We start from the raw sequence: 25,196 nt of genomic DNA, 5'->3' as shown, positions 1-25,196 counted from the left end.
ACGACACCAGTGTTGTCAGAGCTCGGATCCGCCCCGAAGGTGGCTTCGATGTTGCGGCTGACCGCCGCGGTGTTTGTGACGGTGTATTTCGTCCACGGAGTCGATCACCTGCGCCGCGGGCTCGACTTTGAACCGCTTCCAATTATCGCGATCGGGACAGTTCAGACCCTACTGGTCGTGTTTGCTGTGGTCCTGGTCGCGACACGAAGTCGCTGGGCGCCGCTGGCCGCGGTAGTGGTCGGCAGCGTCAACGCCGCTGGCTTCATTCTCCAGCACGTGCTCCCCGCCTGGTTTGGCCCGTTGAGCGACAGCTTTATCGATGCGCCACCAGACCGCCACGTGTCCGCCTTCTCCTGGGTGGTCGTACTCCTGGACATCTTATCGGCCGTCGTCTTTGCGACAGCCGGGGGCCTGGCGCTGCGAGTCCGAAAATCCTTCTGAGAAACCAATTCTATAGAAAGGTCAGCCTATCCCGATGCATGAGTTCACCGTGGACCGAAGTCTATATCCGTTCGAATCGCGATGGTTCGACGGCCGCTACGGACGAATGCACTACATCGACGAGGGCCACGGAACCCCGATCATATTCTTTCATGGAAATCCGACGTGGAGCTTCCTGTACCGCAACATCATCACGCGACTTCGCGGCGAGTTCCGTTGCATCGCTGTCGATTATCTGGGATTCGGGCTCTCGGAGCACCCCAGTGATTTCGGCTATACCGTCGAGGAACACGTCGCCGCGGTCGGGGAATGGCTGGACCATCTCAACCTCGACGGGTTCATCACCATGGGGCAGGACTGGGGTGGCCCGGTCAGCATGGCCATCGCCACGGAGCGTCACGCAACCGTCCGAGGCGTGGTGCTGGGCAACACCTGGTTTTGGCCCTCGGACGGGTGGCGACTCAAGCTCTTCAGCATCGTGATGAGCTCCTGGCCCATGCAGTATCTTGTCTTGCACCGCAACCTCTTTGTCGAATTTCTTCCCTTCGCGGTTTCCCAGAAACCAACCGATGCCGTCATGCAGCACTATCGCGATGTCCAACCATCACCGGCCGCACGGCGCGGCATCGCCGAGTTCCCCAGGGAGATCCGCGCAGCCCGCCCACTGCTCGAACGGCTGGCCCGCGACGTACCCAGCCGACTCGGCTCCAAATCCGCCTTGTTTGTCTGGGGCATGAAAGACCCTGCGTTCGGGCTCGCTGCGGTGCTCAGCCGGCTACAAGGCGCCTTCCCCGACAACGTATTGATCCGCCTCCCGCAGGCGAACCACTTCATTCAGGAGGACGCACCTGACGCCATCGCGGAAGCGATCATCCAGCGCTTCGGAGGAGCCGACGACGAGGGAGAGAAAGACAGATGAGCGAAACACCGACTGCGAGCTGCGGATCGGGCGGCCCTGTCGCAATGCTGAATGCGCTGTGGTTTAGGCCTGGCGGAATGGAACTTTACGGACAATACGGCGCGGCTGTCCTTCCCATGTTGGCCGAGGTTGGCGCCGAACTGTCGACCCCGTTTCTGCAAGTGGAGGAATCGCTTGAGGGTGATTTTGATCCCGACTTGGTGGGATTCGTCCGGTACCCGTCCGCAACGGCGTTCGACGAGATGTGGCGCAGTGAACGCTATCGGCGTATCGCGCATCTACGCACCGACGCTGTCCACCGGGCGGTGCTCACGCGTTGTGCCATTGAGCCGGCTGACAGCGGTGCAGCATTGCTCGACAGCGGTGTCGTCGTACTGAATATTCTGTGGTTCCACGAGGGCGGACGGCAGCGGTACGACGAATACCTTGCGGCAGCAGCGCCTATGGTCAAAGCTGTCGCAGGCCGCTACGTTTTCCCTCGGTTCCTACCTGACCTGGCCTACGACGACGATTTCCTACCTGATCTAGTTTTCCTGGGGAACTATCCCTCCAAAGAGGCGCTGTTCGACCTAGTGACAAACCAGGCGTACGCAGAGGTGGCCGAAATCCGAACCGCCGCGGTCAAGCGGTCCGCTACCACCATCCTTCGGGTCCCCTAGAGCGAGAAGGTCATCCGGGGCTTCTCTGCCAGTCCAATTACTCAAGCAGTAAACATCATCGGCGTCGTAGTACTCCGCCAACGTCCGGCCGGACCGGCTCGCCGATCTGCTGTCGACGGTGGCGGTGCGGACCTAGTGTCCTGAGTCATTAATTCGTCGGCAGTAGTTGCTGATGGGCACGCGGCGACGGCATCACCCCATTCTAATAAGAACAGCCGAATTAATGACTCACGACACTAGCGCCTGCTGACCTCAGCGGCCAGCGTCAGCCCCCACCGCCGGGGGCGCCGCCAGGAGCACCGTGCGGTTGGTCATTTGTGGGAGCGGGATGGTGGTGGTGCGGGATAGTGCCAGGACATGTGAAGCCACGAATGCACCCACAGTTGAGGCCGATATAGCATCCCATAATTGGATGTACTGGCAAGGCTCCGCCTCCGGCAGGGTCGCCGGGATCGTTTGGGGACGATGGTGTTTCGCTGGACAATGCGGTCACCGTGGTAGGTCTGGGCGCCCCGCTTTGCGACCCGCCACCGGCAATTGCACCGCATCCAACGACGATTAAGACGAACAAGCCAGCACCTGCGCGTGAGGCCGCCGCCGACACCAGGCGCTCGCGGGTGTCCGACGACTTTGGCACGCGGCCGACGCTACCGCTAGTTGACCGGTCAGTCAACAGTCCGCTGTCCTACGCAGGCGGATTCGGACCGATGCATCACGAACCGGAGAGCGACGAAATCATTTTCGGGACAACACCGTTCGTTAAATCGAAGTATCGAGAAATTCACGGCAGCAAAATGGCCTACATCGACGAGGGCGACGGCGACGCGATTGTGTTCCAGTTCGACAACCCGACCTCGTCGTACCTGTGGCGCAATGTGATGCCTCATCTTGCAAGGCCTCGGCCGGCTGATCGCATGCCGTTCTCGATGGACCGTGCCGCGCTCGACGGGTGGATCGAGCTCCGACGCTGACGCGTCTCGGGCCAGCGCCGCAGAGCTATTTTTTGATCCGCCGGCTGCCCCCGTGCCAGTCCTCCTGCACGCCTACCGATTCGGCCGGCACGTCAAAACCGGCCAGTTGGGGTCGTTCGCGCAGGCTGCGCTTGAGTTCGGCGAATCCGGGGAAGCTGGCTAGCCCCACGACGTGGTCCCACAGCAAGCCCGCCTCCTCGTCGCCAGGCAGCCGACTGATGACCGGCCCGAAGAACGCGACGCCCCCGGGTGGGCGGAAGTGCAGGATGGGAGTGCCGACGTCTCGTCCCGTCAACGCCAGGGCCTCCTCGGTTTCCGCGCGCAGTTCGGTATCAAACGCGCTATCCCCCAATGCGTCTGATAGGTCAGTGGGCAAGCCCATGTCCTGAAGGATCGGCTCCAGGAAGGCACTCGAACCGGGAGCTGCGGCGACGATTGGGCGATCGCCGGGCCCGGTGTCGAAGGTTCTGCGGCCGATGGCCTCGTAGAACGGCCCGATAACTGCGCGGCCATACTCAGCGCGAATCCTGGCCGCAACCCGCAGAAGTTTCAGCCCGGCGGTGTGCCCGTCTTCGTAGCCCGCGGGGAAGTGCGTGTCGTAGTCGATGCCGGCATTGAGGATCCGTAGCGAAATAAACCGCCAGTCGACGCGGTAGTCGCGTTGCGCGGCCACCATGCGCACCCACTTGCTGGTTATCCACGCGAACGGGCAGACCGGATCAAAATAGAAGTGCAGGTCTGCATTGGTCATTGCGGTGCGCCAATCGCAAAGGACATGTGGCCCATGAATTTCCCCATTCTCCTTGAGGGCGGCGGCAGGTGCGCACGCTAGCCGATCGAAGACATAACGAACCGGTGGATCGCTTCGTCGGCGTGGTCTTGGATCGTCGGATCGGCGAAGTCCGCAAGGATCTCGGATTGGTCGAGCACTGGCCCGGTGAGAGCCTTCTCGGCACTGGCGTAGAACACGCCGCTGCGCAGAGACGGATTGGTCACCGCCTCCGCCAGGCGAGCCGAGCCGTCTTCGAGGCCGTGCCCAATCCCCAACGCCGGCGCCAAGTAGGGCATCAACACATGCTGAAAAAAGATCCGCATGGGCGTCGGCAGGTCACGCAAGGCCTCGGTGCCTGAGGTATTGCCGGGGCTCATCGTGATAAAACGACGCTCGGGTTGTTTGCGGGCCAGCGCCGCGATCCACAGTGCGCCGAGATACTTGACCTGCGCGTAGGCCAGCATCGCGCTGGCCTTTCGGTCGCCGAAGAACGAGCCGTCAATCACCGACACGAACTCCTCGACAGAATGCGTCGCAAACTTGGGCCGCGGGATACGCAGCTTGGGAACACCACGGGCGGCTTCGCTGCCGGTGAGCACGGCGACACCCTCGAGCCTTTCGGCGGCAACCAACTCCTCCAGCAACACGACGTGACCCAAGACGTTTGAGGCGAAGATCTGCGTGACACCGTCCCGTGTCAGCGCCGTCGGCCTGGGCCCGCCGGTCCCCCCCGCATTCATCACCAGGGCGGCCAACGGTCGGTCGATTGCCGGGATCGCCGAGCGGACCGATTCCAGGTCAGACATGTCCATGACGATGACCTCGAAGATGTCCTTGCCGGTAATCGTCTGCAGATCATTCCTGGCCGCCAGCCCCTTCACTTCGTTGCGGCATGCCAAGTAGATCCTGTCGAAGCTGTCCTGCACCGCCAACCGCCGGGCCAGATCCTTTCCCAAGCCGGTGTTCGCGCCAGTGATTAACGCCGCCCTTCCGGAAGTGGGGACCACGACGACCTCCTGTTTTGGATAACGTGTCACGCCCGGCTGTACTGACTAGTACATCCTGGCCTTGCGGGATTCGGGTGTCAACCGATCGTTGTCGCCGGGGCAGGCGACCTTGCCCAGACGTTGGTTCCCGAGGTGGGTAGACCGGGGAGGCCGGTTTACCAGTTCAGATTGTTCTGTACCAAATCCATTGCTACCATGATGATTTCCGGTCATGGCACGATCGCGTCGATGCCTGACAGGGTAAGTTACGCAGCCTGGTGGCGTCGGTCTACGGATCCGGTCCTTCATCAGGGCGTTGTGGCGGTGGCGGAGTTGGCGGCTCCGCAGTTTGAGGTAGCCGAGCTGGCCCGCGGTAACAGGTGATGTAGCGGATACAACCACAGTTGAGGCCGGCATAACATATGACGGGATGTCCGGGGAAGGCGCCGCCGACTCCTCGGCCGCCGGTGGGACCCCCGGAAGTTGCTGCAGATGGCGGTGCTGGCGTCACATCGGACGAATTGGTCGTGGTGGATGCCGGTGCAGTCGTGCTGCTCGGCGACATACCACCGCCACCTCCGCACCCGACCGCCAAAACAAGAGCGGCTATACCACCGCAGAGCACGATCGCGCGGCTAGCGTCAGATTTAATCGGACTCCCCTTTCTACTGCGGCTGAACCGTTTTGGCGGTGTAGCACGCGGCACTGATGAGGTTGAACGTCGCAATGACCAGCAGCGTGCAAGTAGGGAGCCGCGTCGGTTCTGTCCGAAATCGAAGCATTTGCATCGATAGTCCTCAGCCGTAGGTGAAAGAGTAGGCCTGCAATCCCCTGGACAACCGTACCTCAAGATGCCCGTTCCGGCCGGCGTCGTCGGCGACGATCTGGTGCATCTTGGGGGGTCCAGTCACGGAGAGTCGTTTAGCCTCATCGTCTTTAGTCACGGTGAGTGTGCCGGTGCCGCCGACCACCAGGTAGACGTTGCGGGCGTGGTAGTTGAGCGCGATGGTGTCGTCGTCGTCTTCAGCGGTCGCGGGCTGGTGGTCCAGGGTCCACCGTCCGCGAAAGGCGAAGGCGTCGGCCGGGAGTTGGGCGGGCAGTCGAACGTGGCGGTGCCCTGCTTGTAGGCTCCCCGGCCGGCGTAGTTGACTGCGGTTCGGGTGCCGAGGTGGGTCTCCGTCGCCAGCACCGCAGTCTCGCGGGCGCCCTGAGTACCCACAGGCTCATGTACGGCGGGCCCGGGAATGTTCATTGCGGGCGCGGCTTTGCCCAGACCGGCGAACAGGCCCGTGCAGGCGGTGATTTGGAGGCTGACCGCGCACAGCAGCACGGCCACCCATATCGGGTTGGTTCTCGACGATCTCCGCACGACGCGCCCCGCGGTCAGTGTCCATGCCAGCTCTACTGCCTCCAGGCTAGTCGAGAACGGTGGCCCGAATTCTTACGAAACAATGGCGCCTCAATCCGAGGCCCAGCTCCGGAGCTTCTTACCGAATCATGACGAAATGGCGTTGACGAAGACGCGGCACCGCGGGCGAGATTACGGTGATGGAGTTGGATGATCTTCCTGTCAGCCAAGGGTGTTGGTGAGATGGATATGACGAGACGGCGGGTTCTCACCGCTGTAAGTGTGACCATCTTGTCGATGGTCCCGGTCAGTGCGTGCGCCGGGCACGCGATGTCCTCGCCGGCCGACACGCAGTTTGCCGTCACCCACACCGACGCCGAGTGGCGAAAGCTTTTGACCGCGGCTCAATACGGCGTGCTGCGCGAGGCAGGCACCGAAGCTCCGTACAGTAGTGCGCTCAACGACGAACACCGCCACGGTGTGTTCAGTTGTGCTGGTTGCGCGCTGCATCTCTATTCGTCGGATACCAAGTTCGACAGCGGCACCGGCTGGCCGAGCTTCTGGAAGGCCCTGGACAACGCCGTGGTAGAGCGTCCCGACACCAGCCTGTTCATGACGCGTACCAAAGTTCTCTGTAGCCGGTGCGGAAGCCACCTCGGTCACGTGTTCGACGACGGACCACAGCCAACCGGCCTGCGGTACTGCATGAACGGGGTCGCGATGACCTTCGCCGCGCTGTTGCCACCGTTGCGCGACCATCTCGACGAGATCCGCTAATAACGTTAACTAGCAACATGTGTGGCGGCAGCGTCTAGTCAGATACTACGCGCGGAGCTGCTCGATTAAGGCGTTCCGCGCGGCGTGCGGGGCTGCGTGCCATCCCGGCGCGACGGCGACGGCAGGAGTCAACCATGCGGTGATCAGATTGCAACCACACGCGCCAAGGGCCAACCTCGCTCTGACAGTGCCTGACGGTGGCGTCGCCGACGCTGGCGGCCGAAAGGTCAGGCGTCAGAAGTTCACGCAGCTGGTCATCGCTTTCGGGTCTAGTGTCACGTGTTGTGAGCCGGATCTTGATCGCCGACGACGACCCCATCGTCCGGGATGTGCTGCGCAGGTATCTGGAACGCGACGGGCACGACGTGTCGATCGCGCGCGACGGGAACAAGGCGCTGCACCTACTGGGAACCGAACAGTTCGACCTCGCCGTCCTCGACGTGATGATGCCGGGCCCGGATGGAATGACATTGTGCCGCAGTATGCGTCGCGGGGACGGCTACGCGGTGCCGGTGATCCTGCTGACAGCGCTGGGGGAAGAGGACGACCGCATCGCCGGATTAGAGGCGGGGGCCGACGATTACGTGACGAAGCCGTTCAGTCCACGTGAACTGGTGCTTCGGGTCCGATCGGTACTGCGCCGCGCCCCCTCGACAGCCGATGAGCTACCACTGGAACTGAGCGCCGGCTCGCTGCGCGTGTTCACCGCGGGCCGCGCGGTGACCGTCGATGGCCGACCGGTCAGCCTGACCAGTCGGGAGTTCGACCTACTGCTCTTCCTGCTGACCCACACCGACACCGTGTACTCCCGCCAGGAACTGCTGAAATTGGTGTGGCGGTGGGATTTCGGTGATCTGTCGACCGTCACCGTGCACATCAAACGGCTGCGGACCAAGCTGGGCGACGCCCACCGGGTGCAGACCGTCTGGGGCCGCGGCTACCTCTGGCAGGAAGGACCGACGTCATATGCCGACGACTGACCTGTGGGAGATCGCCGGTTGGGCGCTCGCCTGGTCAATTCCTGTGGTGTTGATTGGCGCGCTGACCATCCGCCTCGCCCGGTGGCGGTCGCTGGCGGTGAGCATGGTGGCACTCGTGTTGATTCCCACCCTGGCCACCTTCACCGGGATTCTCGGCGCCAGCGGCTTCATGATCACCGAAACATTCGAGCGCACCGCGGTGGTGCTGGTCGTCGTGTCGGTCGTGACAATACCCGCCGCGGTGCTGCTGGCGCGTTACCAAGCCCGTAGAACGGTGTGGGAACAAGAGATCCGAGACTCCGAGCGGACAGCCGAGCAGTCCCGGCGCCGTCTGGTGGCGTTCGTCAGCCACGACCTGCGCACCCCGCTGGCCGGCATCCGCGCGGGGGCCGAGGCGATCGCCGACGGCGTGGTGAACGACGACGAAGCCCGCGAGCAAGCCAAACATATTGAACACGAATCGATCCGGCTATCGGAGATGGTGGACGATCTGTTCGAGATGTCGAAGATCAACGCCGGCGCGGTGCAACCCGCACACGAAACGGTGGCGCTGGACGAGGTGGTCGACGATGTGGTGACCGCTCATCGGATCGTCGCCGAACGGGCCGGGGTGGCATTGCACGTCGATCTGCCCGATGAACCGTACAGGTGATCGGCAGCGGCCGGGCCCTGGTGCGGGTGTTGTCGAATCTGGTGGCCAACGCGATCGCCCACACCCCGCAAGGCGGACGAGTCCAGCTGGCAATCGGCCAAGACGAGCAGGGTGCGTGGGCGCGAGTCGATGACACCGGCGTCGGTATCGACGAAGCCGATCTGCCCAGAGTGTTCGACGTCGCCTACCGCGGCTCCAACGACCGTGTACCGCGGACCGATTCATCACTACCCAGTGGGTCCGGCCTGGGGCTGGCTATCGCGGCGGGACTGGTGGAGGCACACCACGGCACGCTCTCGGCATGCAACCTGGACACTGGTGCGCGCTTCGAGGTCCGATTGCCATTGGCCGCCGATTCCTGACATCGGTACACAAGTTGCGATCGTCGCGAGGTTCAAGCGCGGGTGAGGAACCCGAGGCAACCGACGCGGGTGCGATCGAGACGCGGGCGCCGACGGATGAACGGTGAGCCGTTGACTAGGAAACCGGCGAGCAGCCTGGGGCGAGTGGACAACCTGACCGTAAGCGTGGCGACATCGACATGGGTGGTGCACCGCGCCGACGTGCACGAGGCTTCTCGCTGATCTTTCCTATATCTCGACAGACCGGTTGGGTGGGCTGGCATTCACCAAATCCGCCGCCTCGGATAACTCCTACTCGAAACTCTCCGATGCGCGGCGAACGCGGCCATCTCCTACATGTCCGGAGTGCTTGTCGCGGTGGGCAGCGAGAATGCGTTCGGTCTGCAGGTAGACCTGCTCCTGCAGTTCCGGTGTGCGGGACTTCTTGGAGGATTTCTTGAGTTTGGAGGGCGTGTACTAGGCGCCGTTGCCGGTGGCCGTGGCCAGCTCGGGGTCGGTCATGATTCGCACGACTCCGCGGGAGCCTTTGCTGGGGGGCCCGTATAGCGGTGCGCCGAACCGTGCCATCAGCCCAAAGGTTCCGCCGGCCTTGGCGCCGAAACCCGATTTCACGCTGCCGGGGCTGACCGCGTTGACCGTGACCCCGCGGCCGTCGAGGCGGCGAGCCAGGGCATAGGTGTAGAGCAGGTTGGTCAACTTGGCGTCGAAGTAGGCCTGAGTCTGGCTGTATTTGCCCGGATAGGACCAGTCGGTCTCGACTTTGCCGCGCCCCTCGATCAACGCGGTCATGTTGGTGACCCGCGACGGTCTCCCCAAGGAATCCGCACCCGCGCGCAACAGGTCGAGGAGTGCGTCGGTCAGGGCGGCGACCGCCACGTGGTTGATGGCAATGGTCATCTCGAAGCCATCCGGGGACAGCCGCCGCTCGTTGAACCCGGCGCCGGCGTTGTTGACCAGACCGTGGATGCCCTGGGGGGCTACGGCTCGGGCGGCGTCCGCCAACTGCTGGGCGCCGGCGATCGAGCCCAGATCGGCGGCGACCGGGATGAACCTGCCCGCCCCGTTACCGTCGACCACGAGGCTGTCGACAGAGGCGCCCGCCGCTTTCGGAGTGCGGCCGTGCGTCAGGACAATGGCTCCCTCGTCACCGAGAAGGCGGGCGGTCTCGTAGCCGATACCACCCTTGGTGGTGCCGGTGACCAGGACGGTCTGGCCCCGCATCCGGCCGTTTGGGGAGGGCTGCTTGCTCATCGAAGTCTCCTAATCGTGAGGTTTTAGCGTGAAAGTGGGGGCGTTGCGCCCAGGATCAGATGAGTGTGGGCAGCCGGTCACAGCACCGATACGCGGCCACCGTCGACCGGGACGACGGCACCGGTGATGAAGCTCGACTCCTCGCTGCACAGGTAGGCGATGGCGTTGGCGATCTCAATCGGCTGGGCGGCACGGCCCAACGGAATAGCGGCAACGAAGGTGGGCAGCATGTGGGCCATCGGGTCCATCGCCGGAGTCATTGTGGGGCCCAGCGCGACGGCGTTGACGCGCACGCCCTGGGGTCCGTATTCCGCGGCCCAGGAGCGGGTCAGCGATTCCAGGGCCGCTTTGGAGGCGCCGTAGCCGGCCATGCCCGCCTGGCCGCGGTCGGCGACCATCGTGGACACGTTCACTATCGCGCCGCCGCCGTTTCCCGCCATCACCGGCGCATAGGCTGCGGTCAGCAGGAACGGTGCCTTGACGTTGACCGCGAACATGGCGTCCAAACCAGCTTCGGTGGCTTCCGCGGTCGGGGCCAACTCCCAGAAACCGGCATTGTTGACCAAAATGTCGACATCCCCGGCCTCCTGAATCAGCCCTCGCACGTCGTCGGAAACGTTCAGGTCGGCGGCGATGAAGCGCGCAGGTGCGCTTGCGGTGGCGAGCTCCTCGACCACGGCTTTGCCGCGAGCTTTGTCGCGGCCGGTGACGATCACCGCGGCGCCATGATGGGCGAACAGTTTCGCGGCTTCTCTCCCGACACCGGACGTCGCGCCGGTGACGAGGACGTTTTTGCCACTGAATTTCATTCGTGTTCCTTCTCTGCTGGGAGCTTGGCTAGTCGTTGTTGAAGAGCTGGCGCTGGTTGTCCACACGCCGGGCGAACGGTGTGACCGGTCGGCCCGGCATCGCCTCGACGTCACCTGTGAGGACCGCGGGTTGCTGCGCGGCGGCGGCCTGCCTCGCGATGGTGAACCCCTGCGTTGCCATGTGACCGCCTTCTGTTTTTCTGGATTATCTACTTCACAAAACTCCATTACATTTGGAATGTCAACACCAAAACTAGTTACCCTCAAGCACGGATCACTCGCGACGGCTAAGCCACCCGTGACCGCATCCAGGCCGCTTGCTGGACCATGTAGAACTTCGATCTGCGTTGATAACCGGCCCATCGCCGCCGCCGGTTTGCGATGGTGGATGTCTGCGCCGTCATGCGCTTGCCTGCCAGACTGCCGGATTGGTCACTCCACAAAATCTGGTCTGCTTTGGAATTTCTACACCAAGATCGGTATCCTTGTGAGATGATCACGCGCAAGGGCCAAGCCACCCGTGACCGCATCCTGGCCGCGGCCGCGGCCCTGATGTACCAGCAGGGAGTAGCTGGCACCAGCACCGAGGATCTCCAGGCCGCCGCCGGGGTCAGCGCGTCGCAGATCTACCACTACTTCGGCGACAAACACTCTCTTACGTGCGCCGTCATCGGGTATTGGAGCGACACGAACCTCGGGTTTCACAAACCCCTGCTCGCCCACCTCGACGACATCGACGGATTGCGCGACTGGGCCGATGCCGTCGTGGACGCGGCCCGGGCCAACGACTTTCGGGGAGGCTGCCCATTGGGTTCGTTGGCCAGCGAGCTCGCCGACAGAGACGACGCTGCTCGAGATGACGTCGTGGTCGGCTACCGGCGCTGGCAGGGCGCCATCCGTGATGGCTTGGCGGCGATGAGGGCTCGCGGCGCACTCGTCGAAAGCGCCGACGTCGACCGGCTAGCCATGGCACTGCTGACTGCCCTGCAAGGCGGCCTGCTGCTGGCCAAGACCGTGCGCGACGGCGAGCCCCTTCGAATCGCATTGAACACCACCATCGATCACATCGCCTCCTTCGCCGCGACAGAAACCACTTAGGCCGCGGCGGCGGCGGCGGTCGAACCATAGAGCGACGAAGCGAAAATGGTTGTCCCATCAGGGATCACCGGTTCGCTGCCGCATCAGCACTTTGACAGACACCAAGTCCTTCGACGCCTACTTCGCCAAACCGGTGGGTCGCGAGCCGGGCCGCCCCGGCCGCGCTGCGGGCCGACTGCAGGACGGGGTATGCAGCGATTCAGGGCTAGCCATAGAATAGCGAACGTTATATAGTGATCGTTATTCTACGGTGCCGAGCGGAAGGAACAAGGGAATGGCAAGCAAGCAGGCGGTCGAGTTCGCTGATTTCTTGGCCGAGATCGGCAGGCGCTCCTCGAATCCCAGCTTCGAGCTGGAGACGATTCGCGACGTGACCGAGAACATCCATCTGGCGACGAAGGAACCCGAGGGGGTCACCTACGCCGAGGTGGACGCCGGCGGGGTCGAGGCACTGTGGTGCATCCCGGTCGACAGCGACCCGGAATCCGTCCTGTTGCACACCCATATGGGTGGCAGCGTGCTCATGTCGATGCACTCCGACCGAAAGGCGGCTGGGCACCTCGCAAAGGCGGCCGGCGCGCGCTCGCTGGTACTGAACTTCCGGCGTTCCCCGGAGCACAAGTACCCGGCGCAGGTCGAAGACGTGCACAACGCCTACCGCTGGCTGCTTGATCAGGGCTACCGACCCGACAAGATTGCCAGTGTCGGTCACTCGATCGGTGGCTATCTCGCGGTCGAACTCGCGCTGCGGCTGCGCGATCGGGGCGATGCGCTGCCGGGCGCCGTGCTGTCCATTTCGCCGTGGACCGACGTCACGCTGTCTGGGGAATCCATCGAAGCCAACGCCGGGCGGGACAAGCTGCTGACGCGGGGGTTGCTGGAGCTGTTCCGGTCGTGCTGGCTCGACGGAACCGGCGTGGAATTCACCGACGCGCGGGTGCATCTGCTCGGGGCCGACCTGTCCGGGTTGCCGCCGCTCGCGGTGTATTACGGCGAGTATGAACTGCTTGCCTCGGATGCAGTCGCTTTTTCGCGGAGGGCAACGGAGGCGGGCAACGACGTCGTCGTCCGGCAGGTCGATGAGGGGCAGCACTCCTTCATCATGGGGGCTGGCCGTGTTGAGGAGGTCGACCGGGCCATCGCCGAAATGGGTCACTGGCTGCGCGCCACGCTCGGACTCCAAACGGCGGTGGCCTAGCTGGCCACCTTGGCCGCGGCGCGGGCGGAATGCGAGATCGCCGCCGGGCGATATCGCGGGCCCCTGCACGGAATCCCTTTCGGGGTCAAGGAGATCTACGACATGGCTGGCGTGCCGGCCACATCCGGGTCGCGCGTCCGTGCCCACCACATCCCCGCCGAGGACAGTATTGCCACGCGGACAACACAACGAGGAGAACAACATTCATGAGTACGTTTCTGGTGACCGGGCCGACCGGAGTTGTCGGCGAGTACCTCACCCACCTGCTGTTGGAGCGCGGCCACGAGGTACGTGCCTTGGCGCATCGGGCTGATAAACGTTCCGATCGACTCGAGGCGGCCGGCGCCCAGATCGTCGTCGGTGACCTGCTGGATCTGGCCGCCGTACGCGCCGCGACCGACGGCGTCGACGGCGCCTACTTCAGCTACCCGATCGCGCCGGGACTGGTCGAGGCCACCACCATCTTCGCCCAGGCCGCCGCCGAGTCCGGTGTCGGGATCGTCGTCAATATGAGCCAAAAACCGGCCCGGCCGGATGCGGGCAGCAATGCGTCGCGCCAACATTGGCTGTCTGAGCGGATCTTCAACCACTTTCCGGTGCCGGCGGCCCATATCAAGCCGACCTTCTTCGCCGAGTGGCTCATCCAGTTCCTGGACGCCGACAACACGTTGCGGCTGCCGTTTGCCGACGGCCGCCATGCCCCTATCGCCGGAGAAGACCAGGCCTACGTCGTGGCCGGGATCCTGGAGGAGCCGCACGACCACGACGGCCAGGAATACCCGCTGTATGGGCCGGTGGAGATGAACCACTTCGAGATCGCCGGGGAACTCAGCAACGCGCTCGGTGTGCCGTTCACTTACGAGCCGGTCAGCATCGAGGCCTTCGCCGACAACCTCAGACGCCAGGGATTCCACGAGCACACCATCCAGCACCTCGAGAACGTCGCCCGGGACTACCGCAACGGGATCTTCGCCGGCACCAACGACGTGGTGGAGACGATAGGCAACAGAAAACCCACCAGTGTCGGCGAATTCGCCTTGCGGAATAAGGAATACATCGTCGACAAGCAGCGGTGGGGCTATTGGTTGTCGGCGCGCAGCTAAACCCCAAACCCCGGCGGACGGTATTGGACTCCCCCGCAATCGATTCGAGCGGCAGGCCAACGGGTCTGCGAGAGGGAGGTCCGGGGTCAATCTTGGCGCGGCAGCTCGACGACGTAGAGTTCCGTACCGTCTGAGCCCCGCAGGTCGGTCGTCTCGCCGATCGGGCTGTAGTAGGCCGTATGGACCGGATAGGCCCGATCGCCGTCGTTGATGCGCAGGCCATTGCTGGTGGTCATGCCGATCTGGTTGCGGTCGGCACGCAAACTGAACACGCCGCCCTCGTGTAGCCGGACCATCGCGATGCGCGTGTCGCCGTTCTCACCCGGATGGTCGTAGAAGCAGCCGAGGCGCTTGATCTCTACGCCCGGCGCGAGGGGAAAGTAGGCGAAGGCCGCCGGGTGCATCACGATTGGGGCGTGATAGCCCTCGGGCGGGATGACGTATGTGTCGCGCCCCTGCGACTTCAGTCGCACGGTGTGTGCATATATCGCCTCCACGCCGTCCATCTCCTCGCCGCGCACGCCAGTCACCGGGTCGACGGGGATGTAGCGGCCGTTGGTGAACGTGCCCCGGGCGCGCAGGTCCGCGCGTGCCTGGCGACGGAAGGGCTCCCAGTCAGGGCCGAGCTGGTGTTGGTCGCCAAATCCGAACTGGGTCGCCCATCCGCTGTAGGCGCCGTCCTTGACCTCCGGGCCGTAATAGGCGCCCTTGGGAAAGTACGCTACGTCGCCAGTCTCGATGTACTGACCGGGGGCAAAGTTTTTCCGTCCGGAATCACACCATCGGACCTGCTGGAAAACATGGTGGTGACGCGGCGCCCGAAAGGGTGCCCCGCTTTCGTGATGGATGCCGCGACCGAGATGCAAGCGCAGCCCGTCGGGCGCAACCTCGGCGAGCATCCGGCGTCCTTGCGACTCACCATGGTCGCGCGTAGCCTCCCGGCGGGTGTTCCGATGGCGTGTCGTCGAGGGCGCGTCTTCGAAGGCAACGACTTTCATACATGCTCTCCTGGCTTAAGAATGGTCGGCGCGTGGGCGTCGAGTCGACCGCACACGGTCTTTGCGTGTCATGAGCCTGAGGCTGGCGGCACGCTGTAGCCGGCGATGCGTTCGATCAGCTCACCCGCGGTGCGGAGTAGTTGCTGTTCTTCTTCGTCGAGCTGGGACACGATCGCCCGGCCGAGCCATGAGTGGCGCTCGCCCCGCCGGCGGGCATTAACGGCCCGCCCCTGATCGGTTACCTGGATCCGAATCTGTCGTCCGTCGAGCGGGTCCTTCGCCCGGATGACCAGGCCGGCCGTCTCCAATTCGCGCAGCGCAGCGGCCACGTTGGAGCTGGTCATCTCCAACCGGTTGGCCAGGTATCGCGGGTGGACGTCCCCGGCCGCGGCCGTGGCCGCCGCGAGCACGAGGAGGGCGGAGCGCGACACGCCCTCCGCCGGCTGCCCCTCTCGTCGCAGTCGGCGCTGCAACAGCTTGAGCTGCTTGCGCAACCTCTCGATATCGGCATCCTCCACGGTAGGAACTATACATAGCTATCCCACATAGGTTCAATCCCAGTGGCAACGGTGGTGCACGTCGGCCGCGTCGGTGAACTGGAGCCGCTCCCCCGCTGCGGGCCGGTCAGCGATCGTGTCGACGTAGGAATGGGGAGTGCATGAAAATGCTTATCTAGCCAGTGATTTGGGAATGATCGAGAGTAGGAGTTCGGTGGCTTTGGCCGCGTTGACCGTTCATACCCAGCTGAGAGTCGAATCCTGAGCTTGCCGCCGCACACATACCGCTGAGCCGTCTGACAGCTCATTCATAGCTCGCCTATCTAACGTCATGTCTGCGGTCGAGGACCCAACGTTCTAGCCAAAAGCCTTACCTGGAAAGCGGGACCATCATGAATCTGAAGACGATTGTCAGTACAGGTGCAATTGCTGGCGCACTTGGATTTTCGGCCATCGGACTGGCCGGTGTCGCCAACGCCGATCCGGCGCCACAGCCAACCGCGGGCGTGGCGCAGCATGCGCAGTTGGATGACTGGCACGGCGGGGGCGGCCGCGGCGGCGGCTGGCACGGCGGGGGCGGGCGCGGCTGGGGCGGACCTGGCGGTGGTCGCGGCTGGGGCGGACCCGGCGGCGGTGGCGGCTGGGGTGGCCGGCAGGGTTGGTGCCCATTGGGCCCATTCGGCCTCTGCATCAGCTGAGCTGCTGCACGTCACCGGATGGAGGCTCATGGGCAAAGCCCATGAGCCTCCATCCGTTCGCACCGGCCGTCCGGGAACGTTCGACAACGGAGACTTCGGCCTGCCGACCGCAAGGCCCGGGGGCGAACCGCATCGATGTCGTTGCCGCTAGCCCGATTTCGCCTCGGCAGAGACCACGATGGCGTGCGGCGAACCGGCGGCGTAGTCGATCAAATCGAAGAACCCGATCTTTGTGCCGCAGAGACCGGCTCGGTGGTGTCAAACTTGACTCGCTGCTACCTGGGTCCCTCGAGCAAAGGTTGTGCAGGGATGTCGCTGATTTTTTTGAGCCATGCCAGCCGCGACAATCGCGAGGCGCTGGCGCTGAAGAAGTGGTTGGCCGACCAGCGCCCGGAACTGGCAGGGGAGATTTTTCTCGATATTGATCCGCAGACCGGCCTGCGTCTGGGTGAGCGCTGGGCGGGTCAGTTGGTGACCAGCAATTCCCGGTGTGAGTACCTCATCTGTCTGCTGTCGAGGAGCTGGCTGAACTCGGCGGAATGCGCGGTGGAGTTTCGCACCGCCGAGGGGTTCGGGAAGCGGATCTTGGTTGCGCGTCTAGAAGACACCGGGGCTGGCGACATCACCTCGCACTGGCAGCGTTGTGATCTGTTTGGCGGCGGCGCGCAGACCAGCATCGAGGTAGCCGGGGGGCCTCCGGTGGTGTTCAACACCGCCGCGCTGGATGAGCTGAAGAAAGCCATCGAGGGCAGCGGGATCGGTCCCGAGGCTTTCGTGTGGCCGCCTCGCGATCAGCCCGACCGGGCGCCGTATCGGGGGTGGGAGCCGTTCGAGGATGTCGATGCCGGGGTGTTCTTCGGCCGTGACGCCGCCATCGCGCGCGGCGTCGATGAGCTGCGCGCCATGCGGTTCCGGTTGCTGACACAGTTGTCTGGCCGCAAGTCGCTGTTTGTGCTGTTGGGGCCCTCGGGCAGCGGTAAATCGTCGTTTCTGCGGGCCGGGCTGATCCCGCGACTTCAGCGCGACGACCGCCGCTTCGCGGTGCTGGGCATCGTGCGCCCGGAACGCAACGCGCTGACCGGGGCACACGGTTTCGCGGCCGCCATTGAGCGCGCCCGTGCCACGATGGGCCTGCCCGCGGTGGCGTTGGGTGACATCAAGGCCGCCTGCCTGCACGACCCCGAGCGGGTCTGTGAGCTGCTGGTGGAGCTGCGCGGGGCAGCCGCGCGGCGGGTCACCTTCGCCCGCCTCAAGGGCGACGCGGCCGGCGGCCACCAGGGCGCCGCGCCCGGCCGTGGCAGTGGCGGTGACGGCCAGGACTACCAGGCCGCAGCGACCGTTGCCGCCGACCGGGAGAGTTCGGCTCCGACTCTGGTGTTACCGCTGGATCAGGCCGAGGAACTGTTTTCCGCCGACGCCGCAGCGCAGGCCGATCAGTTCCTGGCGCTGCTCGCCGAGGCCTCGCGGCGGCTCAACGCCGCCGACGTCGGGCTGATCGTGGCGGCTACCATCCGCACCGACCGCTACGAGGTGATGCAGAGCCACCCCGCCCTTCAGGACCTCGACACCGAGCTGTTCGATGAACTCAAACCCATGCCGGCCGCCGAGTTCCGGCAGGTGATCACCGGGCCGGCCGCCCGCGCCGGGGAGGCGGGTCGCCGGCTGGCGATCGCTGCCGACTTGGTCGATCAGCTGCTCACCGACGTCGCCGGTAGCGCCGACGCGCTGCCGCTGTTGGCTTTGAGCCTGTCGCGGCTGTATGCCGACTACGGCCGTACCGGCGAACTGAGCCTGGCCAATTATGAGGCGATGGGCGGCATGCGCCGGGTGGTGCAGTCCACCGTCGAGGAGACTCTGGCCCTCGACCCGGCCCAGCGCGCCCACCAGCTCGAGCTGTTGCGCGCGGCGTTCATTCCGTGGCTGGCCACCATCAACCCCGACAGCGACCAACCCATGCGCCGCGTCGCCCGCTACAGCGACCTGCCGGCACAGAGCCGGCCGTTGATTGACGCGCTGGTGGAAAAACGGCTGCTGGTGCGAGACGAGCGCGACGGCCAGGTCGTCGTCGAGGTGGCGTTGGAAAGCCTGCTGCGTCAATGGGATGACTTGGCCGGCTGGCTGCGCGAGGAGCGCCAGAACCTCAAAACCGTCGACGACATCGACCGCAACACCGCCGCCTGGACCGCCCACCACCGCGACCCCGCATGGTTGCTCACCGGCACCCGCCTCATCGACGCCGAAACCCTGGCGAGCACGTCGGGGTTCGGCGATCGCCTCGCCGCCAGCCGCCTCTACCTGGCCGCCAGCCGCGACGCCGAAAACCTCCGCGAGGCCACCGAAGACCAACGACGCCAGGCCGAACTTCGCCACGCCAGGGCGCGGGCCCGCTATGCCGCCATCGTCGCTGTCGTGGCCATCGTCGGTGCCATTGCGGCGATCGTGGGCTTCGTCCAGGCCACCCACGCCAAGCACCTGGCCGACGCGCGCACCCGCGACGCCACCGCGTTGAAGCTGACCTCGGAAGGGCAGGCCATGCTTACCGGCGCGGAAGGTGGCGGGGATGTGCGGGCGATTCAGCAGATACTGGCCGCGCCCGCCATCACGCCGAACACCGATATCAGCGCACTGCTCAATGCCGTAGTCATGCGACAAACCACGCTGAAAATCGTTCCTACACCCTCGGAGGTCCAAAGTGTGGCCTTTAGTCCCGAGGGGCGGCGCCTGGCCTCCGGCAGCGGCGACGGGACGGTGCGGATCTGGGACGCCGGCACCGGCGCGCCGATCGGCGCCCCGCTGAGGGGGCACACCAACTGGGTGAGCAGTGTTGCGTTTAGTCCCGACGGGGGGCGCCTGGCCTCCGGCAGCAGCGACAAGACGGTGCGGATCTGGGACGCCGAGACCGGCGCGCCGATCGGCGCCCCGCTGAGGGGGCACACCAACTGGGTGAGCAGTGTTGCGTTTAGCCCCGATGGGCGGCGCCTGGCCTCCGGCAGCTGCGCAGTGTGGCGTTTAGCCCCGATGGGCGGCGCCTGGCCTCGGGCAGTTCCGACGAGACGGTGCGGATCTGGGACGCCGAGACCGGTGCGCAGGTTGGCGCTTTGCTGAGCGGGCACGGCGGCACGGTGCGCAGTGTGGCGTTTAGCCCCGATGGGCGGCGCCTGGCCTCGGGCAGTTCCGACGAGACGGTGCGGATCTGGGACGCCGAGACCGGTGCGCAGGTCGGCGCTCTGCTGAGCGGGCACACCGGCTCGGTGTTCAGTGTGGCGTTTAGCCCCGATGGGCGGCGCCTGGCCTCCGGCGGCGATGACGAGACGGTGCGGATCTGGGACGCCGGCACCGGTGCGCAGGTCGGCGCCCCGCTGAGCGGGCACACCGGCTCGGTGTTCAGTGTGGCGTTTAGCCCCGATGGGCGGCGCATCGCTTCTGGCAGCGGCGACCAGACGGTGCGGATCTGGGACGCCGGCACCGGCGCGCAGGTCGGCGCCCCGCTGAGCGGGCACACCGGCTCGGTGTTCAGTGTGGCGTTTAGCCCCGATGGGCGGCGCATCGCTTCTGGCAGCGGCGACCAGACGGTGCGGATCTGGGACGCCGGCACCGGCGCGCAAGTCGGGGCGCCACTGAGGGGCCACAGCAGCCGGGTGAGCAGTGTGGCGTTTGATCCCGATGGGCGGCGCCTGGCCTCCGGCAGCGACGACGAGACGGTGCGGATCTGGGACGCTGGCACCGGCGCGCAGATCGGCGCCCCCCTGAGCGGGCACACCGGCTCGGTGACCAGTGTGGCGTTTAGTCCCGATGGGCGGCGCCTGGCCTCCGGCAGCGGCGACAAGACGGTGCGGATCTGGGACGCTGGCACCGGCGCGCAGATCGGCGCCCCCCTGAGCGGGCGCACCGGCCCGGTGACCAGTGTGGCGATCAGCCCGGACGGGCGGCAAATCGCCTCCGGCAGCAGCGACACGACGGTGCGGGTGTGGCCCGGACCCGCGGCGTGGCCCGACCTGCTGTGTGACAAGGTCACCGCAAACATGAGCCAAAAGCAGTGGCGTGACTGGGTTTCCCCTGCGATTCCCTACATCGCGGTATGCCCGCGTCTGCCGATCGCACCCGACTGACCTATTGTCCGGGAATTCAGGAGGCTCGCTGACGGTAGGGGTGGCCACCGAAACCCTGACATCGACGGGCGCACCGTGCAAGAGGGCTCGGCTGTGTTCCTTCTTGTCGCCGGAGCCAATCGCGATCCGGCCATCTTCGAACGTCCGCCCAGCCGGCGACTCGAGGCGGCGTTGCCCGTCCGACGAAGGGACGCCGGTACCGGTCCGACTGTGCCGGTTTGCATTTGAGTGCGATCGAGACAACTATGCTGCCCACGTCAGAACCAGCCGGTTGTAGCGTTTGTCGATGGTGTTGCGCGATTCGGCGATCGCGGCGGGGTCGGTGCCGTACGGATAGGCAGACACCCGCAGTCCGGCTGTCCCGGGCCGCGCGCAGCTATTCCAATCGTTGATGTGGTCAACAAGCCGCTGCGCGAGCCGGTGACCGTCCGGGCCCAGCGGTAGCGCCCCGAGTTCGACGGGGTGTTGGTCGTTGAGGCGTACCAGTGCGGCAAGGGAATCGGTGCCGATGAGCGCGGCTGCACCCAGGCTGACCGGTTTCCGGACTGCGTAATACATACCCAGGTTGAGGGCGCGATCTGCTGCCGCGCCCATCGTTGACACCCAGGCCATCGCGGGCTCGCGCAGCGCCAGCCACAAGCTGAGCCCATCCAAAACCTCATCGATCGAGGCGCGAACGCCGCTGGGAATCTCGGCACCCGGCTGGGCCAGCGCCGCGGAAAGCGCATCTCCATCCATGTCATGGGGTTCGGCCATCCCGATAAACACCGGCGGTTCGAGACTGATCTGGCGAATAGGCTCCGGGCCGGCCAACGCGCCGCGCAAACGCATGAACCCGCACCTGACCACCGACACGCTTTCCAGATGATCACCGACTCGCTGCCAGGCAATCGAGCGCTGCGGGCCGCGCAAGTCCAGCGGCACCACCAGCCGGCCGTCGGAGGCAAGCTGGGCGACCCACGCGGGGAATATGTCCGACGCTCCGACAGTGGCAATGACGCGGTCGTAGGGGGCGCACTCGGCCCAGCCCAGACTGCCGTCACCGCAGCCGACCGTCACCGTCGACAAGCCGCACTCGGTCAAGCGAGCGCAGGCGTCCTCGACGAGATCAACGTCGATGTCGACCGACACCACTGCTCCGGTCTCGCCGACAAGATGGGCCAGCAACGCCGCGTTGTAGCCGCTTCCCGTGCCGACTTCCAACACGCGATGACCCGGCCGCACATCGAGCTGTTCCAGCATTCTGGCCATGATCGCCGGCTGAGAGGACGAGCTGATCGGAACGCCGTTCGCGTCACTTTTGATGACTAGTGCTTCATCCCGGTACGCGCGCTCCGGTTCAACGCCAGGCACGAACGAGTGCCTGGGGACAGTGCGAAACGCCGAAGCCACCCGCTCGCTGGTCACGTGGCCCGACTCTCGCAGCCCGTCGACCAGCTGGTTCCGCAACTGCTGTAGATCCTCGGGCATGCCGATCACAGTAGCCAGCTTTCTACCCACCTGGCCTGCTGGCGCCTCAGTCGTCGCCCATCGCATTGCTACACCTTGGCGTCCTACGAGGTTATCCCGGGAACCGTTGCCGCAATCCGCTTTGCCGCGTAGAGCGCGCCGAGGCGTGATCAAACGCGAGAACTGTTGTTTGCGAATGTGATTGAAACTGACGGTGCCAGGCATCCAGATAATGTTCATCTCGCGGTCATTCAGACGATCCATCGTCCAAGCCGTGTTGCGGCGTACGTTGAGCACGAAAGGTGTTGTCGGGCAACGTCCAGTCACGACTCAGCGAAAGGCGCGAATGATGAGCGCACGAAAGACACCAGCAAGGGGCGCGCGCGTCAGGGCAACCCAGGCGATCGTTGGGGTGCTGGTCGTTATCTCGGCTACCCTCGCCTCCGGTTGCGCACTTTTTCATCACGTGCCTGCTCCGGCCCCTGTCCCCACGCAGTCGCCGGGCGTCGGTTAAGCGGAGCCCGAGCGTTCGGTGCGGGCCGGACGCTGATACCCATCAACGGCGTTGTCTAAGAGGCATTCCCCGCGGGGCACCGGTGGCTGTCTACCCCGCGCTCCGGCCTGCCGGCAACCGCACCCATTCTCGTTGTTGCCTGTCGCCTGTCCGTAGGCCCTCCGAAACTGCAGAGTCAACGTGACGGCACACGCTACGGTCGCGCACAGGCATGGGTGGCTCTCCCAGTACCTGTATCGCCAGGGTCTCCCAGACGTCCGAAAGGCCTGTCAACCTGGTTGAGTCGGCTCCCAGCTGGACCGAGGAGAAGTGGTGGATCTGGTGCGGACGACCAAGCGGGCGCATTCTTCCACGACAGAAGAAACGGAGACCAATGCCGGACGGCCAATTAACGACTCACACAGAACGTTTCGATCTCAGTGGGAAGTACGCTCTTGTCACTGGGGGCACCAGGGGCATTGGGATGATGATCGCGCGCGGCCTTCTGCAGGCGGGCGCCCGCGTCGTCATCAGCTCACGCAAGGCAGACGCGTGCGCGGAGGCGCAGCATGCGCTGTCCGAATTCGGCGATGTTCAAGCTGTCCCCGCCGACCTGTCCAGGCACGACGAGTGTCTGCGCCTCGCTGACCTGATCAACGGCAACTCGAAACGCCTGGACATCCTCGTCAACAACGCGGGAGCGATGTGGCGCGAGCCGCTGGCGACGTTCCCGGACGAGGCGTGGGACGCAGTGCTCGACCTCAACCTCAAGTCGCCATTCTGGCTGGTGCAGGCGCTGCTCCCCGCACTTCGCACGGCGGGGACGGCCGACGATCCCGCGCGGATCATCAACATCGGCAGCATCGCCGCCATCCACGTCGCCCAGTCACCCAACTATTCGTACGCCAGCAGCAAAGCGGCGCTCCATCAACTCACCCGAGTGCTTGCCCGAGAGCTGGGTCCCCAGCACGTCACGGTAAATGCGGTAGCACCGGGAGTATTCCCGTCGCAGATGATGGCGTCCACGCTCGATGCCATCGGCGACACCGTCGCGGCGGCGGCCCCTCTGCGCCGGCTCGGCCGCGACGACGACATGGCGGGTATCGCCGTGTTTCTCGCTAGCCGGGCTGGGTCCTACCTCACGGGCACCATCATCCCGGTCGACGGCGGCATCGCGACGACCGCCACGGGTACGCCCTAAGCGTCGGCGCCCCCCTGGGGCTGCAGGTCGGGCTTACGGTAGGGGTATGGCCACGATGGATCTCCGCGCCGACATCCGGGAATTTCTCAGTTCGCGTCGCGCCCGCATCGCACCCGAGCAGGCGGGTTTGCCCGCTCGCGGCGGCAATCGTCGGGTCAAAGGTCTGCGTCGCGAGGAGGTAGCGCTCCTGGCGGGGGTATCGGTCGACTATTACGTGCGCATGGAGCGCGGTAGCCTCGCCGGTGCCTCCGATGGCGTGCTCGACGCGTTGGCCTCTGCCCTGCAACTCGACGAGGCCGAGCGCGACCACCTGTTCCACCTCGCGCGCCAAGCCGGGGCGCCCAGCGGCCGACGCAGGCGCAGGCCTGCCGTGACGGTGCGCTCGACGCTGCAGCAGGTGCTCGACGCCATCTCCGATGCGCCGGCCTGGGTCCGTAACGGACGTTATGACGTGCTCGCCATGAATCAACTCGCCCGCGCGCTGTATTCACCGGTGCTGGCCGACCCGCGTCGGCCAGCGAACACGGCGCGGTTCGTCTACTTAGCTCCCGAGGCGGCCAAAGATTTCTTTGTCGACTACGACCAAATGGCCGGCGACGCGGCCGCGAAGCTACGCATGGAAGCCGGCCGCAATCCGCACGACGAGCAGCTGATCGCCCTAGTCGGCGAATTATCAACGTGCAGTGAGCTATTCCGGCAACGGTGGGCATCTCATGACGTGCGGATGCAACGATTCGGACGCAAGCGCTTGCGTCATCCGATCGTCGGTCAGCTCGAGTTGGACGTCGAGTCTCTGGAGCTGCCCGTCGACCCGGGCCTGCACCTCATCATCTACACCGCGCCCGCGGGCACGCCGACCGCTGACGGTCTCGCGCTCCTGGCGTCGTGGGCGGCAACCCAAGAGAGGCTGGCGACCGAGCGTGAAGCATCCAACGGAAAATCATTCAGGACTAGGTGATTGAGGGCCGATATCTACGACGACGACGGCATGACCGATATTGATGCGTTGTCTCAGCACTATCGGGGGCAGCCCTACCCCCGGCGAGATCGAGCGCGCGTCAGCGCTCTCATCGAAATTGATCGTGTACACGGCGGGGGTGCGTGCAAGAACAACGACCAGGCGTGACGCAACGGTCGTCGACCGTGGCAACGATCAACCGGTCGGCGTCAAGATCGCACCCGTGGCGACACCGATCACCACCAAGAGGGCTACCAATATCACCGTGATCGCCCCGCGCAGGATCTCCTCTTCGGTGGCTTGCCAGCGCGGCTTCCGTCCGGCGAGAGCAGAGTCCGCTCGATGGGCGCCAGCGTTGAGTTTCGCGACCGCCAAGGTGACGTCGTCAGCTGTGTCGGCAGGGTCTTCCTCGAATGCCTCGTGCGCGGTCATAGCGGTCGTCATGTCAGCCCCCTTGGCTTGCGGAT

Annotated in this window: 22 protein-coding genes and 3 pseudogenes; 15 read left to right on the top strand and 10 right to left on the bottom strand. The window is 65.0% G+C overall.

The window, feature by feature from the left end; translation table 11 throughout:
• Positions 1 to 48 precede the first annotated feature (48 nt).
• The 4 genes and pseudogenes from G6N48_RS05040 to G6N48_RS05025 form a co-directional block, all read left to right on the top strand.
• Entirely contained in the window at positions 49 to 441 is a 393-nt protein-coding gene (locus G6N48_RS05040; RefSeq protein WP_139825731.1) for a hypothetical protein, read from the top strand.
• A 34-nt stretch (positions 442 to 475) separates the two neighbouring features.
• A complete protein-coding gene (locus G6N48_RS05035; protein ID WP_085268805.1) occupies positions 476 to 1,360 on the top strand; it encodes an alpha/beta fold hydrolase in 885 nt (294 codons plus the stop codon).
• Entirely contained in the window at positions 1,357 to 2,019 is a 663-nt protein-coding gene (locus G6N48_RS05030; protein ID WP_085268806.1) for a DUF1330 domain-containing protein, read from the top strand. The genes G6N48_RS05035 and G6N48_RS05030 overlap by 4 nt, the downstream gene beginning before the upstream one ends.
• A gap of 707 nt (positions 2,020 to 2,726) precedes the next feature.
• Positions 2,727 to 2,937: pseudogene (locus tag G6N48_RS05025) on the top strand (hypothetical protein); the annotation flags it as partial.
• 78 nt (positions 2,938 to 3,015) lie between these two features.
• On the opposite strand, the gene G6N48_RS05020 reads toward G6N48_RS05025, so the two are convergent.
• The 3 genes and pseudogenes from G6N48_RS05020 to G6N48_RS05010 form a co-directional block, all read right to left on the bottom strand.
• A complete protein-coding gene (locus G6N48_RS05020; RefSeq protein WP_085268807.1) occupies positions 3,016 to 3,741 on the bottom strand; it encodes a mycothiol-dependent nitroreductase Rv2466c family protein in 726 nt (241 codons plus the stop codon).
• A 77-nt stretch (positions 3,742 to 3,818) separates the two neighbouring features.
• On the bottom strand, positions 3,819 to 4,769 hold the full coding sequence (locus G6N48_RS05015) for an SDR family NAD(P)-dependent oxidoreductase (RefSeq protein ID WP_161494200.1): 951 nt from the start codon (positions 4,767 to 4,769) through the stop codon (positions 3,819 to 3,821).
• A gap of 776 nt (positions 4,770 to 5,545) precedes the next feature.
• A pseudogene (locus tag G6N48_RS05010) lies at positions 5,546 to 5,881 on the bottom strand (cytochrome c biogenesis protein DipZ); the annotation flags it as partial.
• A 458-nt stretch (positions 5,882 to 6,339) separates the two neighbouring features.
• On the opposite strand from G6N48_RS05010, the gene msrB reads away from it, so the two are divergent.
• The 3 genes and pseudogenes from msrB to G6N48_RS04995 all read left to right on the top strand — a co-directional run bounded on the left by msrB (position 6,340) and on the right by G6N48_RS04995 (position 8,867).
• Positions 6,340 to 6,873 (top strand): peptide-methionine (R)-S-oxide reductase MsrB, encoded by a 534-nt coding sequence (gene msrB / locus G6N48_RS05005; protein ID WP_085268810.1) that lies wholly within the window; start codon positions 6,340 to 6,342, stop codon positions 6,871 to 6,873.
• Between the two features lie 284 nt (positions 6,874 to 7,157).
• Positions 7,158 to 7,853, top strand: a complete 696-nt coding sequence (locus G6N48_RS05000) for a response regulator transcription factor (RefSeq protein ID WP_085268811.1) — start codon at positions 7,158 to 7,160, stop codon at positions 7,851 to 7,853.
• Positions 7,840 to 8,867: pseudogene (locus tag G6N48_RS04995) on the top strand (sensor histidine kinase). Before G6N48_RS05000 ends, G6N48_RS04995 begins: the two are co-directional and overlap by 14 nt.
• Before the next feature lie 456 nt (positions 8,868 to 9,323).
• Here the strand turns inward: G6N48_RS04995 and G6N48_RS04990 are convergent.
• From G6N48_RS04990 to G6N48_RS04980, 3 genes are all read right to left on the bottom strand, one after another.
• Positions 9,324 to 10,118 carry an SDR family NAD(P)-dependent oxidoreductase gene (locus G6N48_RS04990; protein WP_085268812.1) on the bottom strand — a complete coding sequence of 265 codons (795 nt, stop codon included), beginning with the start codon at positions 10,116 to 10,118 and terminating at the stop codon, positions 9,324 to 9,326.
• A 77-nt stretch (positions 10,119 to 10,195) separates the two neighbouring features.
• Entirely contained in the window at positions 10,196 to 10,927 is a 732-nt protein-coding gene (locus tag G6N48_RS04985; protein ID WP_085268813.1) for an SDR family NAD(P)-dependent oxidoreductase, read from the bottom strand.
• Between the two features lie 28 nt (positions 10,928 to 10,955).
• Positions 10,956 to 11,108: a hypothetical protein gene (locus G6N48_RS04980; RefSeq protein WP_161494201.1), complete on the bottom strand. Its 153-nt coding sequence runs from the start codon at positions 11,106 to 11,108 to the stop codon at positions 10,956 to 10,958.
• A 311-nt stretch (positions 11,109 to 11,419) separates the two neighbouring features.
• Here G6N48_RS04980 and G6N48_RS04975 point away from each other — a divergent pair, with 311 nt between their 5' ends.
• From G6N48_RS04975 to G6N48_RS04960, 4 genes are all read left to right on the top strand, one after another.
• Positions 11,420 to 12,025: a TetR/AcrR family transcriptional regulator gene (locus G6N48_RS04975; protein ID WP_085268814.1), complete on the top strand. Its 606-nt coding sequence runs from the start codon at positions 11,420 to 11,422 to the stop codon at positions 12,023 to 12,025.
• Between the two features lie 310 nt (positions 12,026 to 12,335).
• The gene (locus G6N48_RS04970) at positions 12,336 to 13,223 is read left to right on the top strand and encodes an alpha/beta hydrolase (RefSeq protein ID WP_197745585.1); all 888 of its coding nucleotides are present in this window, start codon (positions 12,336 to 12,338) and stop codon (positions 13,221 to 13,223) included.
• A gap of 9 nt (positions 13,224 to 13,232) precedes the next feature.
• On the top strand, positions 13,233 to 13,433 hold the full coding sequence (locus G6N48_RS04965; protein WP_232066546.1) for an amidase family protein: 201 nt from the start codon (positions 13,233 to 13,235) through the stop codon (positions 13,431 to 13,433).
• Positions 13,430 to 14,326: an NmrA family NAD(P)-binding protein gene (locus G6N48_RS04960; protein WP_085268817.1), complete on the top strand. Its 897-nt coding sequence runs from the start codon at positions 13,430 to 13,432 to the stop codon at positions 14,324 to 14,326. The genes G6N48_RS04965 and G6N48_RS04960 overlap by 4 nt, the downstream gene beginning before the upstream one ends.
• 86 nt (positions 14,327 to 14,412) lie before the next feature.
• Here G6N48_RS04960 and G6N48_RS04955 read toward each other — a convergent pair whose 3' ends face one another.
• Positions 14,413 to 15,225, bottom strand: coding sequence for a hypothetical protein (locus G6N48_RS04955; RefSeq protein WP_085268818.1), 813 nt, complete (start codon positions 15,223 to 15,225; stop codon positions 14,413 to 14,415).
• Positions 15,226 to 15,392: 167 nt separating this feature from the next.
• Positions 15,393 to 15,842, bottom strand: a complete 450-nt coding sequence (locus G6N48_RS04950) for a MarR family winged helix-turn-helix transcriptional regulator (protein ID WP_161494202.1) — start codon at positions 15,840 to 15,842, stop codon at positions 15,393 to 15,395.
• Positions 15,843 to 16,828: 986 nt separating this feature from the next.
• Between G6N48_RS04950 and G6N48_RS04945 the strand changes: the two genes are divergently transcribed.
• Positions 16,829 to 19,624 carry a toll/interleukin-1 receptor domain-containing protein gene (locus G6N48_RS04945; protein WP_232066545.1) on the top strand — a complete coding sequence of 932 codons (2,796 nt, stop codon included), beginning with the start codon at positions 16,829 to 16,831 and terminating at the stop codon, positions 19,622 to 19,624.
• Positions 19,522 to 20,628 (top strand): WD40 repeat domain-containing protein, encoded by a 1,107-nt coding sequence (locus G6N48_RS28065; RefSeq protein WP_232066544.1) that lies wholly within the window; start codon positions 19,522 to 19,524, stop codon positions 20,626 to 20,628. Before G6N48_RS04945 ends, G6N48_RS28065 begins: the two co-directional genes overlap by 103 nt.
• 243 nt (positions 20,629 to 20,871) lie before the next feature.
• Here G6N48_RS28065 and fxlM read toward each other — a convergent pair whose 3' ends face one another.
• A complete protein-coding gene (fxlM, locus tag G6N48_RS04940; RefSeq protein ID WP_139825991.1) occupies positions 20,872 to 22,374 on the bottom strand; it encodes a methyltransferase, FxLD system in 1,503 nt (500 codons plus the stop codon).
• A 590-nt stretch (positions 22,375 to 22,964) separates the two neighbouring features.
• Here fxlM and G6N48_RS04935 point away from each other — a divergent pair.
• Together G6N48_RS04935 and G6N48_RS04930 are read left to right on the top strand one after the other, a co-directional pair.
• Complete coding sequence (locus G6N48_RS04935; protein ID WP_085271476.1) at positions 22,965 to 23,771, top strand: SDR family oxidoreductase; 807 nt, start codon at positions 22,965 to 22,967, stop codon at positions 23,769 to 23,771.
• A gap of 46 nt (positions 23,772 to 23,817) precedes the next feature.
• A complete protein-coding gene (locus G6N48_RS04930; protein ID WP_085271475.1) occupies positions 23,818 to 24,729 on the top strand; it encodes a helix-turn-helix transcriptional regulator in 912 nt (303 codons plus the stop codon).
• Positions 24,730 to 24,924: 195 nt separating this feature from the next.
• On the opposite strand, the gene G6N48_RS04920 is transcribed toward G6N48_RS04930, so the two are convergent.
• Positions 24,925 to 25,161 carry a hypothetical protein gene (locus G6N48_RS04920; RefSeq protein WP_232066543.1) on the bottom strand — a complete coding sequence of 79 codons (237 nt, stop codon included), beginning with the start codon at positions 25,159 to 25,161 and terminating at the stop codon, positions 24,925 to 24,927.
• Between the last annotated feature and the right edge of the window lie 35 nt (positions 25,162 to 25,196).

The organism is Mycobacterium parmense (assembly GCF_010730575.1).
Taxonomy (GTDB): domain Bacteria; phylum Actinomycetota; class Actinomycetes; order Mycobacteriales; family Mycobacteriaceae; genus Mycobacterium; species Mycobacterium parmense.
The sequence above is the reverse complement of the archived record's forward strand: the minus strand, read 5'-3'. Positions and strand labels throughout refer to the sequence as shown.